Below are 19,108 nucleotides of genomic sequence, written 5' to 3' on the forward strand. Positions count from 1 at the left end.
GCGTTCATCAACCTAGACAGACTCGTCTGCATACTTTATAGGAGGAAGTTAAAACATGCGTAAACAATTACCCAAGGACTTTGTAATCGGTGGCGCAACTGCTGCTTACCAAGTTGAAGGGGCAACCAAAGAAGACGGAAAAGGTCGAGTTCTTTGGGATGATTTTCTGGAAAAACAAGGGCGGTTTAGTCCTGACCCCGCCGCTGATTTTTATCATCGCTATGATGAGGATTTGGCGTTAGCAGAAGCATATGGTCATCAAGTAATACGGCTTTCAATTGCCTGGTCGCGAATTTTTCCGGATGGTGCCGGGGCGGTGGAACCTCGTGGCGTTGCTTTCTATCATCGGCTCTTTGCTGCCTGTGCCAAGCATCATCTTATCCCGTTTGTAACGTTGCATCATTTTGATACACCAGAACGGTTACATGCGATTGGTGACTGGCTGAGTCAAGAAATGCTGGAAGATTTTGTCGAGTACGCGCGGTTTTGCTTCGAAGAATTTCCGGAAATCAAACACTGGATTACGATCAATGAACCAACGTCCATGGCAGTGCAACAATATACGAGCGGTACTTTTCCACCAGCGGAAACCGGTCATTTTGATAAAACATTTCAGGCCGAACATAATCAAATCGTTGCCCATGCGCGTATTGTTAATTTGTACAAGTCGATGGGGCTAGATGGTGAAATCGGTATCGTGCATGCCTTGCAGACACCTTATCCATATAGTGATTCGTCGGAAGATCAGCATGCCGCTGATTTACAGGATGCGTTGGAAAATCGCCTGTATTTAGATGGCACACTGGCAGGAGATTACGCCCCTAAGACCTTGGCTTTGATCAAAGAAATTCTGGCAGCCAATCAACAACCGATGTTTAAGTACACTGATGAAGAGATGGCGGCTATTAAGAAGGCGGCGCACCAGCTTGATTTTGTTGGCGTTAATAATTACTTCAGCAAATGGCTGCGCGCTTATCACGGCAAGTCGGAAACGATTCATAATGGTGATGGCTCAAAGGGATCGTCAGTTGCCCGCCTTCACGGTATCGGCGAGGAGAAGAAGCCAGCCGGGATTGAGACAACGGATTGGGACTGGTCCATCTATCCGCGTGGTATGTATGACATGTTGATGCGGATTCACCAAGATTATCCGTTAGTACCAGCCATCTATGTCACCGAAAACGGTATTGGATTGAAAGAATCCTTACCAGCAGAAGTGACGCCAAATACGGTCATCGCGGATCCCAAACGCATTGATTATTTGAAAAAATATTTAAGTGCCGTTGCAGATGCAATTCAGGCTGGTGCGAATGTAAAAGGCTACTTTGTTTGGTCACTGCAGGATCAGTTTTCCTGGACAAATGGTTATAGCAAACGGTACGGATTGTTTTTCGTCGACTTTCCGACGCAAAAACGTTATGTCAAGCAAAGTGCCGAATGGTTAAAACAAGTTAGCCAAACGCATGTGATTCCGGAATAAGCGCGCCGGCTCGCGCTCATATTAACGCGCTCCCCGGCGCAGGAATCTGCGTGTAAGGACCTGGGTCGCAATGGCCAAAGAGCGGGCCATTTCGCCCGAGGCCGCTTACACTCCGACTTCTACCCGCGCCGGCTCGCGCTCACATTAACGCGCTCCCCGGCGCAGGAATCTGCGTGTAAGGACCTGGATCGCAATGGCCAAAGAGCGGCCATCACGCCCCAGGCCGCTTACACTCCGATCCCTAAGCGCGCCGGCTCGCGCTCACTTTTTTAAAATGGAGGTTGAATTATGGCGACGAGAGAAGAGATTTCGATGGTTGGGTTTGCACTTGTGGCTTATGCAGGGGATGCTCGGACTGCGGCTTTGCGTGCTTTGAATGCTGCAGAAGCGGGTGACTTTGAAGGAGCCGAGGCCAAACTTGACGAAGCGCAAAAAGATATTAATGAAGCACATAATCAACAGACGCAATTGTTAAGCCAAGAAGCAGGCGGAGCGGAAATGGATGTGACTTTTATCATGGTGCATGGGCAGGATACGTTAATGACCACCATGTTGCTTATTGATCAGTCTCGTTACATGATTCGAATGCTTAAACGTATCAAGCAACTCGAAGACAAGCAATAAACTAAAACCCAACACCCGCGCTCTTCTTGTGGTAAAACTGACCAAGTGATAGCGTCTGACCTGGTAAACATGTTGCCATATGGATTAAACAGCAAAAGCATCGGATTATTGGAGGTGAGATAATCTGATGCTTTTTGTATATAGTGATCATGTTTCTGAATTTTTTACTAAAACACCAGCAAACAAATCAGCGGAGTTTTGGAAGCTTATTTACGGATTGAAAAAATATTCGACAATAGCGCTTCCATTTTGGAGTTAATTTTAGTAAAATAAAAACGGTTACAAAAATCGACAAATAATTGACGCGTTTTTAAATATTAGGAGGTATTGGCAGTGAACAGTACAGATGTCACGAAAGGCTTTACGGAGCAATTTGGCAAGCAGGCAGAACACACTTTTTTCGCGCCTGGGCGAATTAATTTGATTGGTGAGCACACGGATTACAATGGCGGGCACGTTTTCCCTTGTGCGATTTCGCTTGGGACGTATGCAGCGGTTGGGGCAAATGATGACAATGCGTTCCGTTTGTATTCGGCCAATTTCCCTAAAGTGGGTATTATTGACATTCCGTTCCCTGATCTTTTCCAGGACAAGCGCGGTTTGTGGACGGATTATTTTCAGGGAATGGCGCGGGTCATGAAAACAGCAGGTATCAATTATACGCATGGCCTAAATGTTTATATCAACGGTAACTTACCGGATGGTGCCGGGCTATCAAGTTCTGCTTCTCTGGAAATGCTGGTAGGCACGATTTTGAACAACTTATTCGATGGTGGTTTTGCACCGCTGGACTTGGTTAAGTTCGGGGTTAAAGTCGAAAATGATTATATTGGCGTCAATTCCGGGATCATGGATCAGTTTGCGATCGAAATGGGACGGGCAAACCAGGCAACTTTGCTGGATACCAACACCATGAAGTATGAATATTTGCCGGTAGAAATGGGCGACAACGTGATTGTCATCATGAATACCAACAAGCGGCGTGAATTAACCGATTCTAAATATAACGAACGGCGCAGCGAATGTGAGAAAGCTTTGGCGATGTTGCAAAAAGGCATTGATGTCAAGAGTCTTGGGCAGCTAACGGAAGATGAATTTGATGAAAATACTTATTTGATCTACGACGAGACATTGATTAAGCGTGCCCGGCATGCGGTATTTGAAAATCAACGTACGTTAACGGCTGCTAAAGCACTGCAGTCAGGAGATCTTAAAACCTTTGGCAAATTAGTTTCTGCGTCAGGCGTCTCCTTGGCTTTTGATTATGAAGTGACCGGAATTGAGTTGGACACCTTGGTTACCAATGCTTTGAAGCAACGTGGTGTGTTAGGGGCGCGCATGACCGGAGCCGGTTTTGGCGGTTGTGCCATCGCTATTGTCAACAGTGCAGACGTTGAGGACTTTATCAGTAACGTTGGGAAAGCTTATACTGAAAAGATCGGGTATGACGCTCACTTTTACGTAGCGGACATTGCCGATGGTGCTAAGCAATTGAATTGAGGCAAAAAGGCCAAATGTTCGGCTTAAGTAAACGCATCACAAACATTCAAAGGAGCGATTTTTAATATGACAATTGCAGTTTTAGGCGGCGCGGGGTACATCGGTTCACACACAGTTAAGCAGTTACTGGCAGATGGAGAAGATGTCATCGTCTTGGATAATCTGATTACCGGTCATCGTAAGGCGGTTGATCCACGGGCCCGGTTTTATCAAGGGGACATTCGCGATTACCATTTTTTGAGTCAGGTTTTTAGCCAGGAAAAGATTGACGGAATTGTGCACTTTGCGGCATTTTCGATTGTACCGGAGTCGATGAAAGATCCGCTGAAGTATTTTGATAACAATACAGGCGGCATGATTACGCTGCTTGAAGCCATGAATCAGTTTGGGATCAAGAAGATTGTCTTCTCGTCAACTGCTGCCACATATGGTGAACCTAAACAAGTGCCGATCAAGGAAACCGATCCGCAAGTGCCGACTAATCCATATGGTGAAAGTAAGCTGGCCATGGAAAAGATCATGCATTGGGCTGACGTTGCTTATGGTTTGAAGTATGTTGCTTTGCGTTACTTTAATGTGGCTGGGGCAATGCCAGATGGTTCCATTGGTGAAGACCATCATCCGGAAACCCACTTGATTCCGATTATCTTGCAGGTGGCTGCAGGTACCCGCACAGGCTTGCAGATTTACGGTGATGATTACCCAACCAAAGATGGTACCAATGTGCGCGATTATGTGCATGTTGTTGATTTGGCCGACGCACATGTTTTGGCACTGAAATATTTGAATGCCGGCAATCCGTCATCTGCATTTAATATTGGCTCTGCTCATGGCTTTTCAAACATGGAAATTCTCAATGCTGCGCGTAAAGTTACCGGTCAAAAGATTCCGGCAACGGTGGGTCCGCGGCGTGCCGGTGATCCTAGCACTTTGGTTGCCAGTTCAGAGAAGGCTCGCGATATTCTGGGATGGAAGCCAAACTACGATGACATTGATAAAATTATCGAAACGGCTTGGAACTGGCATGAGAATCATCCGGAAGGCTTCGGTGACCGTAATTGACCGCAATTAGCAATCACATTGAGACCATTATCAAGCTGAATCCTGATTACACGCAGATGGATTCGGTTTATTTAACCAATAAGTTGCTTAATTTAATCGGTGATGCGGCGCTTGAACTGCCAGGTGATCCGGATCCGCTGAATAATCTGGATTTAATGGTCAAAGCCGCGCAAACGAACGGTAAAATTGCGGATTCGCAGGCTGCACGCCAAATCCTTGAAGCCCAATTAATGGATTTTGCCACGCCAACGCCAAGCCGGATCAATCAGTTATTCTGGGATAAATATCAGGCAGGACCGCGCGCAGCCACAGATTGGTTCTTCGCGCTAAGTCGAGCAAACAATTATATTCAAACGCGGGCCATTGCTAAAAACCTGGTCTTTCCTGCAAAAACCGAGTATGGCGATCTTGAAATCACGATCAACCTATCCAAACCGGAAAAGGATCCTAAAGATATCGCTGCCGCTGCCCATGCGCAATCGGGTTATCCGGCGTGTGCACTTTGCTTGCAGACAGAAGGGTATGCTGGCCGAAGTAATTTTGCTGCACGTACTAACCACCGGATTATCCGTTTCTTGTTAGGCGGTAAAACCTGGGGCTTTCAATATTCGCCTTATGCGTATTTTAATGAACATGCGATCTTTTTGGACGCTATTCACGAGCCCATGGTGATTGACCAAAGTACTTTTACCAACTTGCTCGACATTGTTGCCATGTTTCCAGACTATTTTGTCGGTTCAAACGCGGATCTACCAATTGTCGGCGGCTCGATGCTTGCTCATGAGCATTATCAAGGTGGACGGCACACATTTCCGATGGCGAAAGCGCCGATCGAAACGCAAATCGAGATCAGTGGGCATCCGCATGTTTTTGCCGGCATTGTGAAATGGCCGATGAGTGTGATTCGGCTGGTCAGTGCCGATCGCGAAGAATTAACCAATGCGGCTGAACACATCCGGCAGGTTTGGAATCAGTATACTGACGAAGCGGTTAATGTTCGTGCTTTTGTGGAGGGTAAGCCGCATCATACGGTGACGCCAATCGCTCGGCGCGTGGGATCGGAGTATCAACTGGATCTGGTTTTGCGGGATAATCAAACGAGCGAACAGTATCCGGATGGTATTTTCCACCCGCATCAGGATGTACAACATATTAAGAAAGAAAACATTGGCTTAATTGAAGTCATGGGTCGGGCGATTTTGCCAGCGCGGCTTAAGTCTGAATTAGCAGAAGTTAAGAAGTATCTCTTAGGCGAGGCTAATGAGATGAAGCCAATGCATAAGACTTGGGCAGATCAGCTGAAAGTGGCTTACAATTGGACACCGGAAAATGCGGAAAGTCAGTTGCAAGAAGCAGTCGGAAAAGTCTTCGCCCGGGTATTGGAAGATGCTGGCGTCTTTAAACGTGACAAGATCGGGCAAGAGGCATTTGGCCGCTTCTGTCACTCGCTATAGTTGCTGGTTGTTGTTAATGGTCAGGGAAACGGAGGGAATCGATGACCACGATTACGGATATTGCGAAGGCGGCGGGGGTGTCGATCGCTACGGTTTCGCGGATTTTGAATTATGACGCTACACTGGCAGTGACGCCGGAGACACGCCAACGGGTTCTAAAAACAGCCGAGAAGTTGGCGTATAAACCACGTCGCCGCAAACGCGTTGCTACTCAAACAACGGTGGCACTAATTCAGTGGCGGAGTGAACAAGAGGAGCTTAATGACCTCTATTATCTGCAGATTCAGTACGCTATTGAAGCCAGGGCCGCATCCATTGGTTATCATGTGCAAAATCTGCACCTGGAGCAATTAAACGCGGAAAGTGTTGCAAATGTTCAGGGTATCATTGCACTTGGCAAGTACGATGCAGGTGAGGTTGCCGAAATTAAGGCGTTAGGGTTGCCGATTGTGTTTGTTGATCAGAATATGCTGGCGTTTGATTGCGATTCCGTTACCGGCGATTATGCTGGCCCAATTGCCCAGATCATTGATCATTTTCAGAAGGTCGGCATTGATGATATTGGTTTTCTTGGCGGATTGGAAACGAGCCGCAGTGGACGCGAACAGTTTCAGGATGTTCGGACCGCGACATTTGATCGTGTGACTAAAGCTGCCGGAATCGATCATGCCGAGTTTCGATTGATCGGTGAATTCACCCCGGATTCCGGTTATCGGCTAATGCGACAGGCCATCGAAAAATTAGGTGAGCGGTTGCCACACGCATTTATCATTGCTAATGACACTATGGCGGTGGGTGCTTTGCGGGCGCTGAATGAAGCTAACATTTCGGTACCGCAGCGTGTTTCGGTCATCAGTTTTAATGATGTTGCCGTGGCTAAGTTTACAACGCCCCCGTTATCGACTGTGCATGCAGCGACCGATCAAATGGGTCAAACTGCAGTTGAGTTGCTACAGGCGCGCTTGAATGATGCTAAACGGGTTCCGCGACAGGTTAATTTCAAAAGCGAGTTGATTATGCGCGCCAGCAGTTTGTAGGTGGCGTCAGCAGCTGTCAGATGATGCCGCAAGATGGCTGTGCGATCCGTGAACCATGATATAAGGAGGTTATGATGGACGTTTCAGTTGAGCAATATGGTCAGTATCAGGGACAAAATCTTTATGAATTAACCCTCACTAACGACCAAGGTATGGTAGTTAAGCTGTTAAATTATGGTGCAACGCTGGAGAAGGTGCTTTTACCGGAAGCAGATGGGCTCCACAACATGGTGCTGTCATTACCAACACGCGAAGATTATTCAAAAGAACGTAATTTTCTTGGCGGTACGGTTGGCCGCATTGTCGGGCGAATTCGGGGGCACGTTTGGCAACACGGTGACGTTAAAGTCGATTTGCCGATGAATGAAGGCAAGAACCATATTCATGGCGGAGATGATGGGCTCGATCGTCAAGTTTACAATTTTCGCACCGAGCAAACTGCAACGACGGCGAGTGCGAGCTTTACTTTTGTTGATCCGGCCGGACACAACGGTTATCCCGGCAATCTTAAATTACAGGTGACTTACACGCTGACAAACGCGAATGCTTTGCAGTATCGCGTTGATGCATTGAGTGATGAGGAGACGCTGTTTAATCCAACCAACCATACTTATTTTGCACTGGATCAACCAGCTACGATTGATGAAACCGTACTGACAATTCCAGCAGATGCCTATAAGCCCTTGGACGCCGAACATCTTCCGGATCAAGGCTGGCAACCGGTGGCGGGTACTGTATTGGATTTTCGCAACGGGCAAAAACTGGGCGATGTCATCCATACGCGTGCCGATCAAATTACATCTGAACGTGGCATTAATCACCCGTTCCTCCTAAAAAACGGCAAAGCACTAGCCGCCAAGCTGCAAACTAAAAATCACACGATGACACTTGTCACCACTGCACCAAGCGTGGTTGTTTATACAGCCAATCATTTCGATGGTACAGGCGTTGCGCATAACATCAAGCAATTTGATGGGGTAGCACTTGAATGCCAATATCCGCCAGTAAGCGGTTCGGATTTATCCGCGATCACGTTGCTGCCAGGTGAACCATTTACCTTGGCGAATACCTGGACGTTTGAATAATAGTTAACGACAAAAGGCTCTTTGGGGATGCTCAAAGGGCTTTTTTGTATGCTGGGGTATCGGTGCTGGCTTTCTGCTTGTTGAGGCATGGCGTTTGTGGAGTTAGGGAATCGAAAAGATCAAGTTTATGCAAACCGTTATATTTTGCAGCGGGTTTATCCTGATATATACTTTTAGAAAATGAAAGCGATTACGATTACAAACATTTAAATTGAATTATTCACGTGAACTAATATTTAACCGCTGTGATTAAAGATGGAGCATGAAAGTGGGGGGGTTCGCCATGAAAACCGGCTTCTTGAAATTGCCACTCAGTGTACAGGGGATCGTCATAATGGTTGTCTGGTCGGTAGTTAGCGCGATTTATATTTGGTACAACTGGCCGGTTAATAAGTTTGATTTTGTGCCAGCTTTTTTACCGGTGTTTCCTGTTTTGATCAGTTCCAGAAGCGGTGTCGTCATCACTAATTGGCAACCGTGTATGGCAATTATTGTTGGATTGACGAGTTGGTATCTCATCAGGCAAACGCGAATGCAAAAGACAAAATCGCCGCTATTTATTCGCTTGATACGTCACCTATTACCGGTTTGGCTGTTTATGGGGACTTGCTTTTTATTATTGAATCATTGGGTTCCACAAATGGGGTTAGCCCGCTTTTCGGATTTCGAACAACTGGTTTTGATTCTAGCGATTTTTTCTTGGCAAATTGGACTGTTTGGGTCAGTTCCGCTTCTTTGGGCAATTAATCCGTATAAACATGGTTGGAGCGCGAATAAATGGATGTGGTTGTACCTGCTGACTGCGATTGTCGCGCTTTATATGCTAAGTCACTTGAAATTTACTTTTGGCGGGCATTTTATGTCGCTTGTAGCATCCAGTGACGGAGCAATTTGGGCAACTTTCCCTTTTTGGCTAGGTTGGGCGGTAGGAATGCTCTTAATCGGTCTAATCTGGTTCCTAGCACGTTATCAGTATCACAACGAGAATAATACCCAAGGCTAGGCCTGACAAAGCAAGTGCGCTGCTATAGAATGGCGCACTATTTTTTCGGTCAAATAGGATTATTCCTAGGTTAACCTATGCAGTCTTTTTGATGGCAAAAGTTTTGAAAAATTGATGTTGAACAATTTTATCGCCCTCTATTTGTTTAAAAGTGTTTCTTTGTGTTGTCTGATATATCAGTAATATTAACTGCAATCCGATGTTTGCCAAATGTACGAGTGTAGTCAAATACACGTGGTAAAAGGAACGACGAAACAACAGAATAGACAATGTTATTTTGCAAAGCTGAAAAAGTATTTCTTGACTACTGAAAGCGCTTGACTATAATTAATAGTGAACAGAAGCGAACAACAATTAACAGAGGTGTAGATGATGGCAGACACAATCGAACAGGATCTCTTTGATTCAAGCCTAGTGTTCATTGAAGATGGTACGGATCAAGACACAATTTTTAAGCAGGTTTCGGACAAACTCGTGGCATTAGGGGCGGTCAAACCGGACTTCTATCAACACCTCAGCGAACGCGAGAAAGCGTATCCGACTGGCATTGATATGAGTGTGGTCAATCCTGATTATCCGAATGTTGCGATCCCGCACACGGAAGGCGAATTTGTTAATGTCAGGAAAGTTGTTCCGATTCGGCTGAAACAACCGGTTGAATTCGCGAATATGATTGATCCTAATCAGAAGTTCAATGTGAGTTTTCTGTTCATGATTTTGAATAATGATCCGGAAGGCCAGGCAAATGTTCTGGCACAGATCATGGATTTTCTAACAACGTCTTCCGAAGAAACGCTCAACAGACTGTTTCATGCTGAAGACACCGCAACGATTCACGATATTTTGGCAACAAGTTTTAAAAAATAAGGAGGAAGTTTGTTATGACTGTTAAGATTTTGGCTGCTTGTGGTGCAGGGGTTAACTCTAGTCATCAAATCAAGGATGCGATTGAAAAGGAATTTAAGAAGCGTGGCTATGATGTGCAAGCGGATGCGGTGATGGTCAAAGATGTTAATGAAGATATGATCAAGAACTATGACATTTTTACACCGATTGCAAAAACTGATCTTGGTTTCACCCCAAACATTCCAGTCATTAATGCTGGACCGATTTTGTACCGGATGCCGGCTATGGCTAAACCCGTTTATGACAAGATCGAGAATGTCATCAAAAAAGAAAATTTGAAATAATCATGTCATCCGATGGCGAGAAACTGTCGGATACATAGTAGGGAGTGAAAAAGTTTATGCAAACGATTATTGATCTGGCCAACAAGATTTTTGAGCCAATCATCAAGTTGGGTGCGGCTCCAATTATGCTAATTGTGTTGACGGTCATTGCGTTCGCGGTTGGCGTTAATTTCTTCCACGCGCTGGAAGGCGGCATCAAATTAGCGATTGCGATTACCGCTATTAGCAGTGTCATCGGTTTGTTGACGGATACTTATCAGCCAGCGCTAAATGCCTTTGTTAAATCGACCGGCATTAACCTTTCAATTACTGACTTAGGTTGGGCGCCGTTAGCAACGATTACTTGGGGTTCACCGTATACATTATTCTTCTTGGCAATTCTGGTTATTGTTAATTTGATTTTACTGTTCCTGAATCGCACCAACACATTAGATGTCGATATTTTTGATATCTGGCATTTGTCATTTACAGGTCTATTGGCTATTTATTTTGGTGCTAACCTTTTTGTTGCTACCGTGTTGGTTATCTTCATTGGCGTTTTAAAAATTATCAATTCCGATTTGATGAAGCCGACTTTCAATGACTTGTTGGACGACTGGGAGAACCCGATGACGACAACGCATTTAAACTACATGATGAATCCTGTGATCATGGTGTTTGATAAGTTGTTTGACAAATTGTTCCCATGGTTGGATAAATATGACTTCGATGCGGCCAAGCTAAATGAAAAGATCGGATTCTGGGGCAGCCGCTTTGCCATTGGGATTTATCTGGGGATCTTTATCGGTCTGATTTCCCATCAAGATATTAAGTCCATTACGACGCTGGCCTTTATGGCTGCGACCTGCTTGGAGCTGTTTAGTATTATTGGTTCATGGTTTATCGCAGCGGTTGAACCGCTATCTCAAGGGGTTGCGGATTTTGCTAACAAACGTTTAGGCGGTCGGATGCTTAATATCGGGCTTGACTGGCCATTCTTGGCTGGTCGTGCTGAAATTTGGGCTGCAGCTAACGTTTTAGCACCAATCATGTTGCTGGAGGCTTTGGTATTGCCTGGTAACGGGATCTTGCCTTTAGGTGGGATCATTGCAATGGGTGTTACCCCAGCGCTGTTGGTGGTTACGCGTGGTAAGATCATTCGAATGATTGTTATTGGTGCTATCGAACTGCCACTGTTCTTGTGGGCCGGCACACTTTCAGCACCATTCATTACCCACACAGCACGTGCTTTACATGCGAGTGGTATTCCTGCCACTGGGTTAATCTCTTCGTCAACCAAGGAAGGCCCGATTGAACAGTTCATTGCTGTTTTGGTTGGTAAAGCTTCTAAGGGCGAAATGATGATGATTCTGTATGCTGCGTTGGCATTAATTGCTTACACTGCATTGTTCTTCTGGTATCGTCATGAAATGATGAAACGGAATCAGAAGTACTCTGATGAGGGTAAAGAGGTTGCTGATGATGTTAAATTTGTCGCAACCCATGCCGCTGCTAATTCAGCAGATTAATGATGAAGCATTTAAACCATTCTGTTAGGTATCATTGATGGTGATTGTGCTATAAACAGCTCTAGACGATGCGGTCTAGGGCTGTTTTGCTATAAAAGTTTTAAAATAATTTGGCATACAAATATCCGTAAACCGGGTGTATAGTAAAAACCAACCAATTCGAATTTTGGAGTTCTAAAATGGTGAGGGCGTGGAGATACTTGCAGAGACTAGCATTTCTCAAATCATGGCTTGTTTTTATTTGTGTCGGACTAGTGGGCGCTGAGTTGACGGAACTTGCTACTAAGATTGATCTTAATGTGGCAGCCTATATCCGCCTAATCGGTTACTTACTAACGCTTAAGGTCGCTGATGTGATAACAAAGAAAGTTGAGTCCAATAAGAAAACTAAACCTCGCCAAAATTGAGCAAGGATGGATGCATGCTGAAATGATACCAGTAATGGAATAGCTTGAAGGTCAATACTAACGCATGGCTGGCGGCCGGCTTGAGTGTTCAAGCAACAGAGAGAAAAAGACGGACAGATTTCGAGTTGAAATCTGTCCGTCTTTTTGACAGGTGGATGATAGTTCATAGTGGTATACCATTATCGACAAGTTTTAGTTCGTGGATTTTTGATTCATCCGCTGTGCCCGCCGTTTTTTACGATCAAAAACGTTATCAATTTTGAGTAACTGATAAAGTGCATAGCAAGCAGTTACCATGACCGCTACCTGGGTGAATGTATTCTTGAAAATGCCGTTTAAAATGGTGACAAGTGTGACGATGCCGAGCCAAATTAGGTAACTTTTTTTACGATTTGTCATCAAAAAGGACCTCCATTAATCTTATCCTAGCTCCATTATAGCTTAATTGAAGCGCTAACACTAGAGAAAATGAACGTATTCAAACAAAAATGCACATCCACGATCATGCTTTACGCTGACATCACATAAAATGAAGGGCGATAGTAGTTTACTAATCGAGACCAGTAAACGGCTTTCGTCCTTCGCGTCTAATATGAATCTTCCGTACATTGTTTAATAAATCGGAAGTTTTAAGTTGACTTTAGCAGTCAAAGTTTAACGGCAGCAGTGTAAATTCGCTTAAAGAATTGATCCATAGTTGCTTGAGGCTTAAGCACATTGGTCAAACCGACAACAGCTTTCTTTTGTGCTTGATTAATGCCCAGCAGGCCAGTGTAGCCTAGAACGCTGCCGGTGTTACCGAGCCATCCGTCTGCCAGCTTGTACCAGCCATAGCCGTATCCAGCTTCGGCGGCCTTAAAGATCGTCTTCCAACTGGCCGCGGTTAGTAGTTGACCTGTCAAAACTGCTTGGGCAAATTTTTCTAAGTCGGCGACCGTTGTGACGAGTCCGCGATCGGCTTGGTTTTCATTACCTTTACCAGCCACATTGGGGTTGCCGGCTATCCAATGATAACTTTCTGCAAATGCGTGGGCCGTGCCGAGTTTTGTGTTGGTTAAGTTCAGCGGATCATAGATTTGTGCTTTTAAGATCGCCTCAAGTGGCCGTTCATTCGTCACGCGATCTAGAACTTCGCCCAACAGCAGTGCGTTCGTGCTGCTGTACGCGGTTTTACTGCCGGGTTTAAAGTTCAGGGGGAGATCATCAACCACAGCCAGCACCTTGGCTAAATCCATGTTTTGACCGGTATGTTGATTGATTTGCAGCGCTAACCGTTCGGCCGGCAGCGTGTCGGGAGCGTTGGCTTTAAATGGTGCAGCCATCAAAGTTAGATAGTCTGGAATTCCGCTTTGCATGGTGGCTAGTTGCGCTAAGGTTATTTGCTCGGCCTGTTGATACTCCGGAATATACTTAGACAATCTGTCAGTCAGCTTGACGGTGCCGGCTTCAACAAACTGCATGAGTAAAACACCGAAGAACTGTTGGGTGACAGTTCCGGCACCGCTCATTGTATGGGATGCAAACGGTACCTTCATGTCAATATGGGAAAACCCCTGCGCGTCTGCTGTTAATTCTTTATCGGGGGAAACAACTGCTACGGCGCCGTTATAGTGTTCGGTTTGTAAGGAACGACTCAACGGTGATTCATCTTTAAGAACTTCTGGTGTTACCATTTTGATGCCTCCAAGCAAGATTGACTTGGTCGAACTTTAGCTGTGTTATCTGAAACGTGGCGTTTTCGGCCGTTTTGGTTGTGTTTTAATCTAGGTGATTGACAGTGACTAGCTTGCCAGTAACGCCGACTTTGATGCCTTGATTGATCTTGTCGGTGCGGCTGGCATGAACGACTTGGAACTTGTTTTGCTTAACAATCAATGGGTTGTCGGTGTGATAGCCGACTGGTAACGGTTGATTGCTACCGCGAATTAACATGACAATAAATTTAAATCCGCTTGCATGAGCCTCACAGGGACTGTAATGCAAAGTGTCGCTGAAGAATTCAACCACAGTGCCAGCAGGGACGAAGAATAGCTTAGCGTCCTTTTCCGCGTTAAATTGACCATCATGCATCTGCCCGCGTTTACCGATCACCATCACGACATCGGTGAAGAAAACATTCACCTCGCTGCCTTGGTGAAATTCGACTGCTGTCAAAGCCTCGGCGTGTCCGGCACATTCACCGGCTTCGATTGGCAGGCCGGCAAAAACATCACGACCAATCTGTTGGACCACCGGGAGCTTTTCCATCGCGGGGTTGGAAGGAATATAGCGATTGGCAGCAGTCGGAGCGGGGATGGGGACTTGCTGATCCATGAACTGTTGGAGTTCGCTGACGTCATACTGTGTATAGGTGACCCCGTAATCGGAAAACGCTGAATCGGTTAACTGATAGATCGTCTTATCCGGATTCAGAGCTTGAATCTTTTCGAGAGTTGACATTTGATTGCTTCTTTCCTAGTTTAATAAGTTTCAATGGTGACTTTAGCAAAATACTCGGCAAATTTGGCGGGGTCGACAAAACCGGTTTCTGCTTCCATGGTGTTGAGCATGCCGGTTGTCATTGCGGTTTTCATAATGTCTTCATCGGACTTGCCATCATGAATGCCCATCGCCAGACCGGCAAGTGTTGAGTCCCCTGAGCCAACGGGATTGACAACCTGAATCTTAGGAATCGCGGCGTGGTAGAACTTATCTTGATGTTTAACAAAAGCACCGGCTGACCCTAATGAAACAACGATCCAGTCTACGCCGTCAAAAATCGGATCAGTGAGAGCTTGTTTCAAGGTTGCGTAATCAGTCTTATCCACCGGACGATTGAGCAGGCCGGCGAGTTCCTCTTCATTAGGCTTGATTAACAGCGGCTTGACGGGTGCTTCAAGGGCTGATTTCAAGGTTGCACCGGATGTGTCTAGCAGCACCTTCACGTTTTTGGCACCGGCATGGGCAATCATTTGCGTGTAGTAATCTTCAGGAAGCCCTTGTGGCATTGAGCCTGAAATCGTCAACAAATCGGTCTGATCAAGTAGCTTATCAAAGTGGTCTAGGAAGGCACTTGCATCTTCAGGCGCGATGGTTGGGCCTGCTTCGAGAATTTCAGTCTGTTTGCCGCCATCGTGCAATACCGCAATCGAACTGCGGGTTTCGGCGTCAATGGGAAAGAAGTTATGGGCAATGCCATCGTGATCCAACTGATTTTCCAGCCATTTGCCAAAATAACCGCCGATGAAGCCAGTGGCCGTGATGTCATGATCAAGCAGATGAATGACGCGGGAAACGTTTAACCCTTTTCCACCAGCAGTTTTGCGAACGGTTTTAACCCGATTGACCGTGTCGATTTTAAGATGATCGAGTGGATAGGAAACGTCGATTGAGGGATTTAATGTAACCGTTAAGATCATAATGAGTTTTCCTCCAAAAGTGAACGTGAGCAGATTGCCTGCTAACGTCATATTAGTGATTGTGTTAGTCGGTTTTCGGTTAATAAAAGCCGACCCCTCAAGGAATCGGCTTTTATGGTCTTACACGAACTATTCGTGGCTGACCTTGTCCGTCCAAGGAGTAGCAGTATCCGCTAGAACCTTGTTCAAACGATCGATGTTAGCTTTACCTTCCGTTTCCAGCCATTGCTTGCCGGCAGCTTCGCCTTCAGCAGCAAATGGCTTAACGCCTGGCTTCCAGGTTGCCCGGCCGCAAAGCACACCGTTAAAGGTTGAACCGGCTTCCTTAGCAAATTTGAGTTCTTCAAGGAACAATTCGTTGGAAACACCAGCGGACAGGAAGATGAATGGCAAATCGGTTGCGTCGGACTGGGCTTTGTAATATTTGGCAGCTTCTTCTTTGGTATAAACCGGGGTTACGCCTTCATCGGTGAAGCCTTCAACAAACTTCTGATCAACCGGGACTTCGACTTTTAGAACGGAGACATTGTACTGCGGTTTGCTGAATTCCTTGGTGATCTTGATGACCTTGTCCGGCTTAACCTTAGCCCATGCAGCGGTGCCAGTCTCGTTGAGCGTACCATCATAGGAAACCAGTTCCAGGAATAGTGGCAAATCATTAGCCTTAGCTTCAGCACCAACCCGTTCAACAAACGCATATTTACGATCGTTGATACTATCAGGTTCGTCAGGGTCGATGTATAGCAGGAATTTGACTGCATCGCCGCCTTCGTTCTTGATGCGCAAAGCACTTTGGTTATCAATCAAATCCGGGAAACGGCCAGGTTCAGTCGCATCGTAGCCGGTTTTTTCATAGGAGAGAAGCAAGCCGGCTTGTGGTGCACGAACTTTGGCAGCTGGCAGGCCATATTCCGGATCAAGCAAAATTGAACTGGCGTATTTGGTTAGTTCTTCAGAAACCGCTTTCTTGAAATCGACAATGGTGGTTTCATCAGCTGGCTTGTTCGCTGCAGCTGCAAGCATTTTCTTTAAAGAACCGCGTTGATCAATTGCCAGCGCGGAGATAACGTTATTTTCGTCGGAAAGTTTTTGCAGATGCTTGAATTGGCCCGCAGTAAGGGTGACTGTCATGTAAAAATGCCTCCTAGGATTTTAAAGTTTAATTAGTCGTGATAGACGCCTTCAGCCCACTTTTCAAGTTCAGCATCAAAGAAATGCGGGTTGTCTTTTTGATCAGGATTTGGTTTCGCGATGTTGTCGATCTTATCAATCAACTTTTTATTTTCGGGCGTTTCTTTGTAGGTGGCATCCAGATAAGCTTTGACAATATCTTGAATGAGGTGAACGCCGACAACTGCGCCACCGATACCTAAGACGTTAGCGTTTAGCTGTTCGCGAGCATAGACGGCTGAGGTGACATCATCACACATGGCCGCGCGGATGCCTTCGTTTTTATCTGCGGCTGTTGAAATACCGATACCCGTACCGCACATCACGATGCCGAGATCTGCACGACCATCAGCAACATCTTCAGCGACCTTCTTACCATAAATCGGATAGTGGGTACGATGCGTGTCATAGGTACCTTCATCAATAACCGTGTAACCCATGTCTTTTAACATGTTTGAAATTTCAATCTTTTGCATCGTGACGATGTGATCGTTACCAATAGCAATAATCATAAGTGTGAAGCTTCCTTTCTATATTGGGTGAAAGACGGCGTTAAATCATTTTTTCAAGCATGTCGAGCCGGATTTGATGACGGCCGCCAGCATATTCGGTATCCAGATAACGTTGGATGATGACCAGTGCGCGATCATAACCTGTAATGCCGGTACCGATAGCAATTGCCTTGGCGCCATTATGTTCAGCCGTCATGTGGGCAGTGTTTTCTTCTTCAACGACCGCGGTAACCATGCCTTTGACTTTGTTAGAAGCCATGGCAGAACCGACACCGTAACGATCAAACATGATGGCTTTGTGCGCATCACTGTTTAGCAGCTTTTTGGTAACTGCCAGTGAAGATTCAACAAAATCTTCGGCTGGTTCGGGCGTCACATCCGCGACCCGATATTGATGTTCCTCCAAATATTTCTTAACTTGTTCTTTCATTGCAAAGCCATCTTTGTCTGCACCAATAATGACATCCATGATCTATTCTCCTTTTTTTGTTTTGTCTGTAATAACATGCGTATATGTGTTGTAATGTTGCCGATCGTCGGCGCTGATTCCGGGATCAGTGATAAGCCCGTCTGTTTGGTCAAGGTCGTAGAAACTGTAGAAATCTTGCCGATTAAGTTTGAAATGATCCGCAGCAACAAATTTCATCCCCGCATTGTTCAACGCAATTCGCTGCGTCTGACCTTCTTCGGGGCTGGCGTTACTAATGTGATTGTCAGCGATACCGTTAACACTGATGAATGCTTTGGTCGTTGTGAGGTGAGCTAACATCTCATTTGCCAAGCTTCCGATAAAGGCTCCTGATCGTTCGCGGAGCTGGCCGCCGATCAGTTTTAACGAGAAGTAATCGGCGCGGTCCTGAAAGCTTTGGAAGACGGGAAGACTATTGGTGATGATCCGGACGTCAGGTTTCTTGAGGTACTGTGCAATCAGTTCATTCGTTGTGCCGGGCCCGATATAAATCGTATCGCCTGAAGTGATGATATCAGCAATGGTAGCGGCGATTTTACGCTTTTCGTTGACGTGAATGGACCGCTTCTCATTTCTGGACAATTCGGTTAGCGGTTTAAAATGGGTACTCTGTGCGCCGCCGTGAATACGGACTAACTCATTTCTTTCAGCAAGCTCTTCCAGATCCCGTCGCACAGTCATGGTTGAAACGCCTAAACTTTCACCAATTTCGTTAACGGTCACAATCCCTTTACGATCAACTAAATTACGGATTGTTAGCAAGCGCTCGTCTTTTAACATTGACTCACCTCACAAAAAAATGTTCGTTGTTGTTTGATTTTGTTTCTTATTACAGTCCTTAAGTTACCACTGGCTACATGATTCGTCAAGACCATAGTCGCGGTGTTTACGACTATTTTTATCGCGCGTTTTTATAAAAAAAGAAATAAAAAGCGCCATGGAAATGTGCAGATACAGCTGATTATTAGTAATCGAATAAACAGAAGACAACAGGTACACACAGCAATACGGTGCCACCCAAATATCGGTTGATGTTTTCACGGATCAAACGACTGATTCATTTGGCGTCAATTGACCAAGAACGGAACTCAAGAAGCGCAAAAAAGCCCTAAACATTTGCATGCTTAGGACTGTGGTTACATTGTTATCTGGTAGAATTAATTGGTAATAACTTGACTATTAGTGGCAGTGTCACTGTTAAAATGCGTA

General features: G+C 45.6%; 19 protein-coding genes. 11 read left to right on the forward strand and 8 right to left on the reverse strand.

Annotation, left to right across the window (positions count from 1 at the left end):
• The first annotated feature begins 55 nt into the window (after nt 1-55).
• The 11 genes from lacG to EL173_RS03245 all read left to right on the forward strand — a co-directional run bounded on the left by lacG (nt 56) and on the right by EL173_RS03245 (nt 11,943).
• Entirely contained in the window at nt 56-1,480 is a 1,425-nt protein-coding gene (gene lacG, locus EL173_RS03185; protein ID WP_005691814.1) for a 6-phospho-beta-galactosidase, read from the forward strand.
• Nucleotides 1,481-1,768: 288 nt separating this feature from the next.
• Nucleotides 1,769-2,104: a lactose-specific PTS transporter subunit IIA gene (gene lacF, locus EL173_RS03200; RefSeq protein ID WP_005691817.1), complete on the forward strand. Its 336-nt coding sequence runs from the start codon at nt 1,769-1,771 to the stop codon at nt 2,102-2,104.
• A 333-nt stretch (nt 2,105-2,437) separates the two neighbouring features.
• On the forward strand, nt 2,438-3,604 hold the full coding sequence (locus EL173_RS03205; protein WP_005684144.1) for a galactokinase: 1,167 nt from the start codon (nt 2,438-2,440) through the stop codon (nt 3,602-3,604).
• A gap of 66 nt (nt 3,605-3,670) precedes the next feature.
• A complete protein-coding gene (galE, locus tag EL173_RS03210) occupies nt 3,671-4,666 on the forward strand; it encodes a UDP-glucose 4-epimerase GalE (protein WP_019728487.1) in 996 nt (331 codons plus the stop codon).
• Nucleotides 4,663-6,120, forward strand: a complete 1,458-nt coding sequence (locus EL173_RS03215; protein ID WP_005691823.1) for a UDP-glucose--hexose-1-phosphate uridylyltransferase — start codon at nt 4,663-4,665, stop codon at nt 6,118-6,120. The genes galE and EL173_RS03215 overlap by 4 nt, the downstream gene beginning before the upstream one ends.
• Nucleotides 6,121-6,161: 41 nt before the next feature.
• Complete coding sequence (locus EL173_RS03220) at nt 6,162-7,157, forward strand: LacI family DNA-binding transcriptional regulator (RefSeq protein WP_005691825.1); 996 nt, start codon at nt 6,162-6,164, stop codon at nt 7,155-7,157.
• 74 nt (nt 7,158-7,231) lie between these two features.
• Nucleotides 7,232-8,242, forward strand: a complete 1,011-nt coding sequence (locus EL173_RS03225) for an aldose epimerase family protein (RefSeq protein WP_005715123.1) — start codon at nt 7,232-7,234, stop codon at nt 8,240-8,242.
• A gap of 283 nt (nt 8,243-8,525) precedes the next feature.
• Nucleotides 8,526-9,245: a hypothetical protein gene (locus EL173_RS03230; protein WP_019728486.1), complete on the forward strand. Its 720-nt coding sequence runs from the start codon at nt 8,526-8,528 to the stop codon at nt 9,243-9,245.
• Nucleotides 9,246-9,617: 372 nt separating this feature from the next.
• Nucleotides 9,618-10,112, forward strand: a complete 495-nt coding sequence (locus EL173_RS03235; RefSeq protein WP_005705126.1) for a PTS sugar transporter subunit IIA — start codon at nt 9,618-9,620, stop codon at nt 10,110-10,112.
• 14 nt (nt 10,113-10,126) lie between these two features.
• A complete protein-coding gene (locus tag EL173_RS03240) occupies nt 10,127-10,435 on the forward strand; it encodes a PTS sugar transporter subunit IIB (RefSeq protein WP_005691833.1) in 309 nt (102 codons plus the stop codon).
• 56 nt (nt 10,436-10,491) lie between these two features.
• Nucleotides 10,492-11,943 (forward strand): PTS galactitol transporter subunit IIC, encoded by a 1,452-nt coding sequence (locus EL173_RS03245; protein ID WP_005691834.1) that lies wholly within the window; start codon nt 10,492-10,494, stop codon nt 11,941-11,943.
• A gap of 599 nt (nt 11,944-12,542) precedes the next feature.
• Here EL173_RS03245 and EL173_RS03255 read toward each other — a convergent pair.
• The 8 genes from EL173_RS03255 to EL173_RS03290 form a co-directional block, all read right to left on the reverse strand.
• A complete protein-coding gene (locus tag EL173_RS03255) occupies nt 12,543-12,749 on the reverse strand; it encodes a hypothetical protein (protein WP_005691836.1) in 207 nt (68 codons plus the stop codon).
• A 248-nt stretch (nt 12,750-12,997) separates the two neighbouring features.
• A complete protein-coding gene (locus tag EL173_RS03260; protein ID WP_005691837.1) occupies nt 12,998-14,023 on the reverse strand; it encodes a serine hydrolase domain-containing protein in 1,026 nt (341 codons plus the stop codon).
• An 85-nt stretch (nt 14,024-14,108) separates the two neighbouring features.
• On the reverse strand, nt 14,109-14,789 hold the full coding sequence (locus tag EL173_RS03265; RefSeq protein WP_005691839.1) for a DUF4867 family protein: 681 nt from the start codon (nt 14,787-14,789) through the stop codon (nt 14,109-14,111).
• Between the two features lie 20 nt (nt 14,790-14,809).
• Nucleotides 14,810-15,748, reverse strand: a complete 939-nt coding sequence (gene lacC / locus EL173_RS03270; RefSeq protein WP_014571165.1) for a tagatose-6-phosphate kinase — start codon at nt 15,746-15,748, stop codon at nt 14,810-14,812.
• Between the two features lie 129 nt (nt 15,749-15,877).
• Nucleotides 15,878-16,879 (reverse strand): tagatose-bisphosphate aldolase, encoded by a 1,002-nt coding sequence (locus EL173_RS03275; RefSeq protein ID WP_005691842.1) that lies wholly within the window; start codon nt 16,877-16,879, stop codon nt 15,878-15,880.
• A gap of 32 nt (nt 16,880-16,911) precedes the next feature.
• Nucleotides 16,912-17,430 carry a galactose-6-phosphate isomerase subunit LacB gene (gene lacB, locus EL173_RS03280; RefSeq protein ID WP_005684124.1) on the reverse strand — a complete coding sequence of 173 codons (519 nt, stop codon included), beginning with the start codon at nt 17,428-17,430 and terminating at the stop codon, nt 16,912-16,914.
• 40 nt (nt 17,431-17,470) lie between these two features.
• Nucleotides 17,471-17,899 (reverse strand): galactose-6-phosphate isomerase subunit LacA, encoded by a 429-nt coding sequence (gene lacA / locus EL173_RS03285; protein WP_005684122.1) that lies wholly within the window; start codon nt 17,897-17,899, stop codon nt 17,471-17,473.
• 3 nt (nt 17,900-17,902) lie between these two features.
• Nucleotides 17,903-18,679 (reverse strand): DeoR/GlpR family DNA-binding transcription regulator, encoded by a 777-nt coding sequence (locus tag EL173_RS03290; RefSeq protein ID WP_005684120.1) that lies wholly within the window; start codon nt 18,677-18,679, stop codon nt 17,903-17,905.
• Between the last annotated feature and the right edge of the window lie 429 nt (nt 18,680-19,108).

Origin of the sequence: Lacticaseibacillus rhamnosus, from assembly GCF_900636965.1 — a bacterium.
Lineage (GTDB): Bacteria > Bacillota > Bacilli > Lactobacillales > Lactobacillaceae > Lacticaseibacillus > Lacticaseibacillus rhamnosus.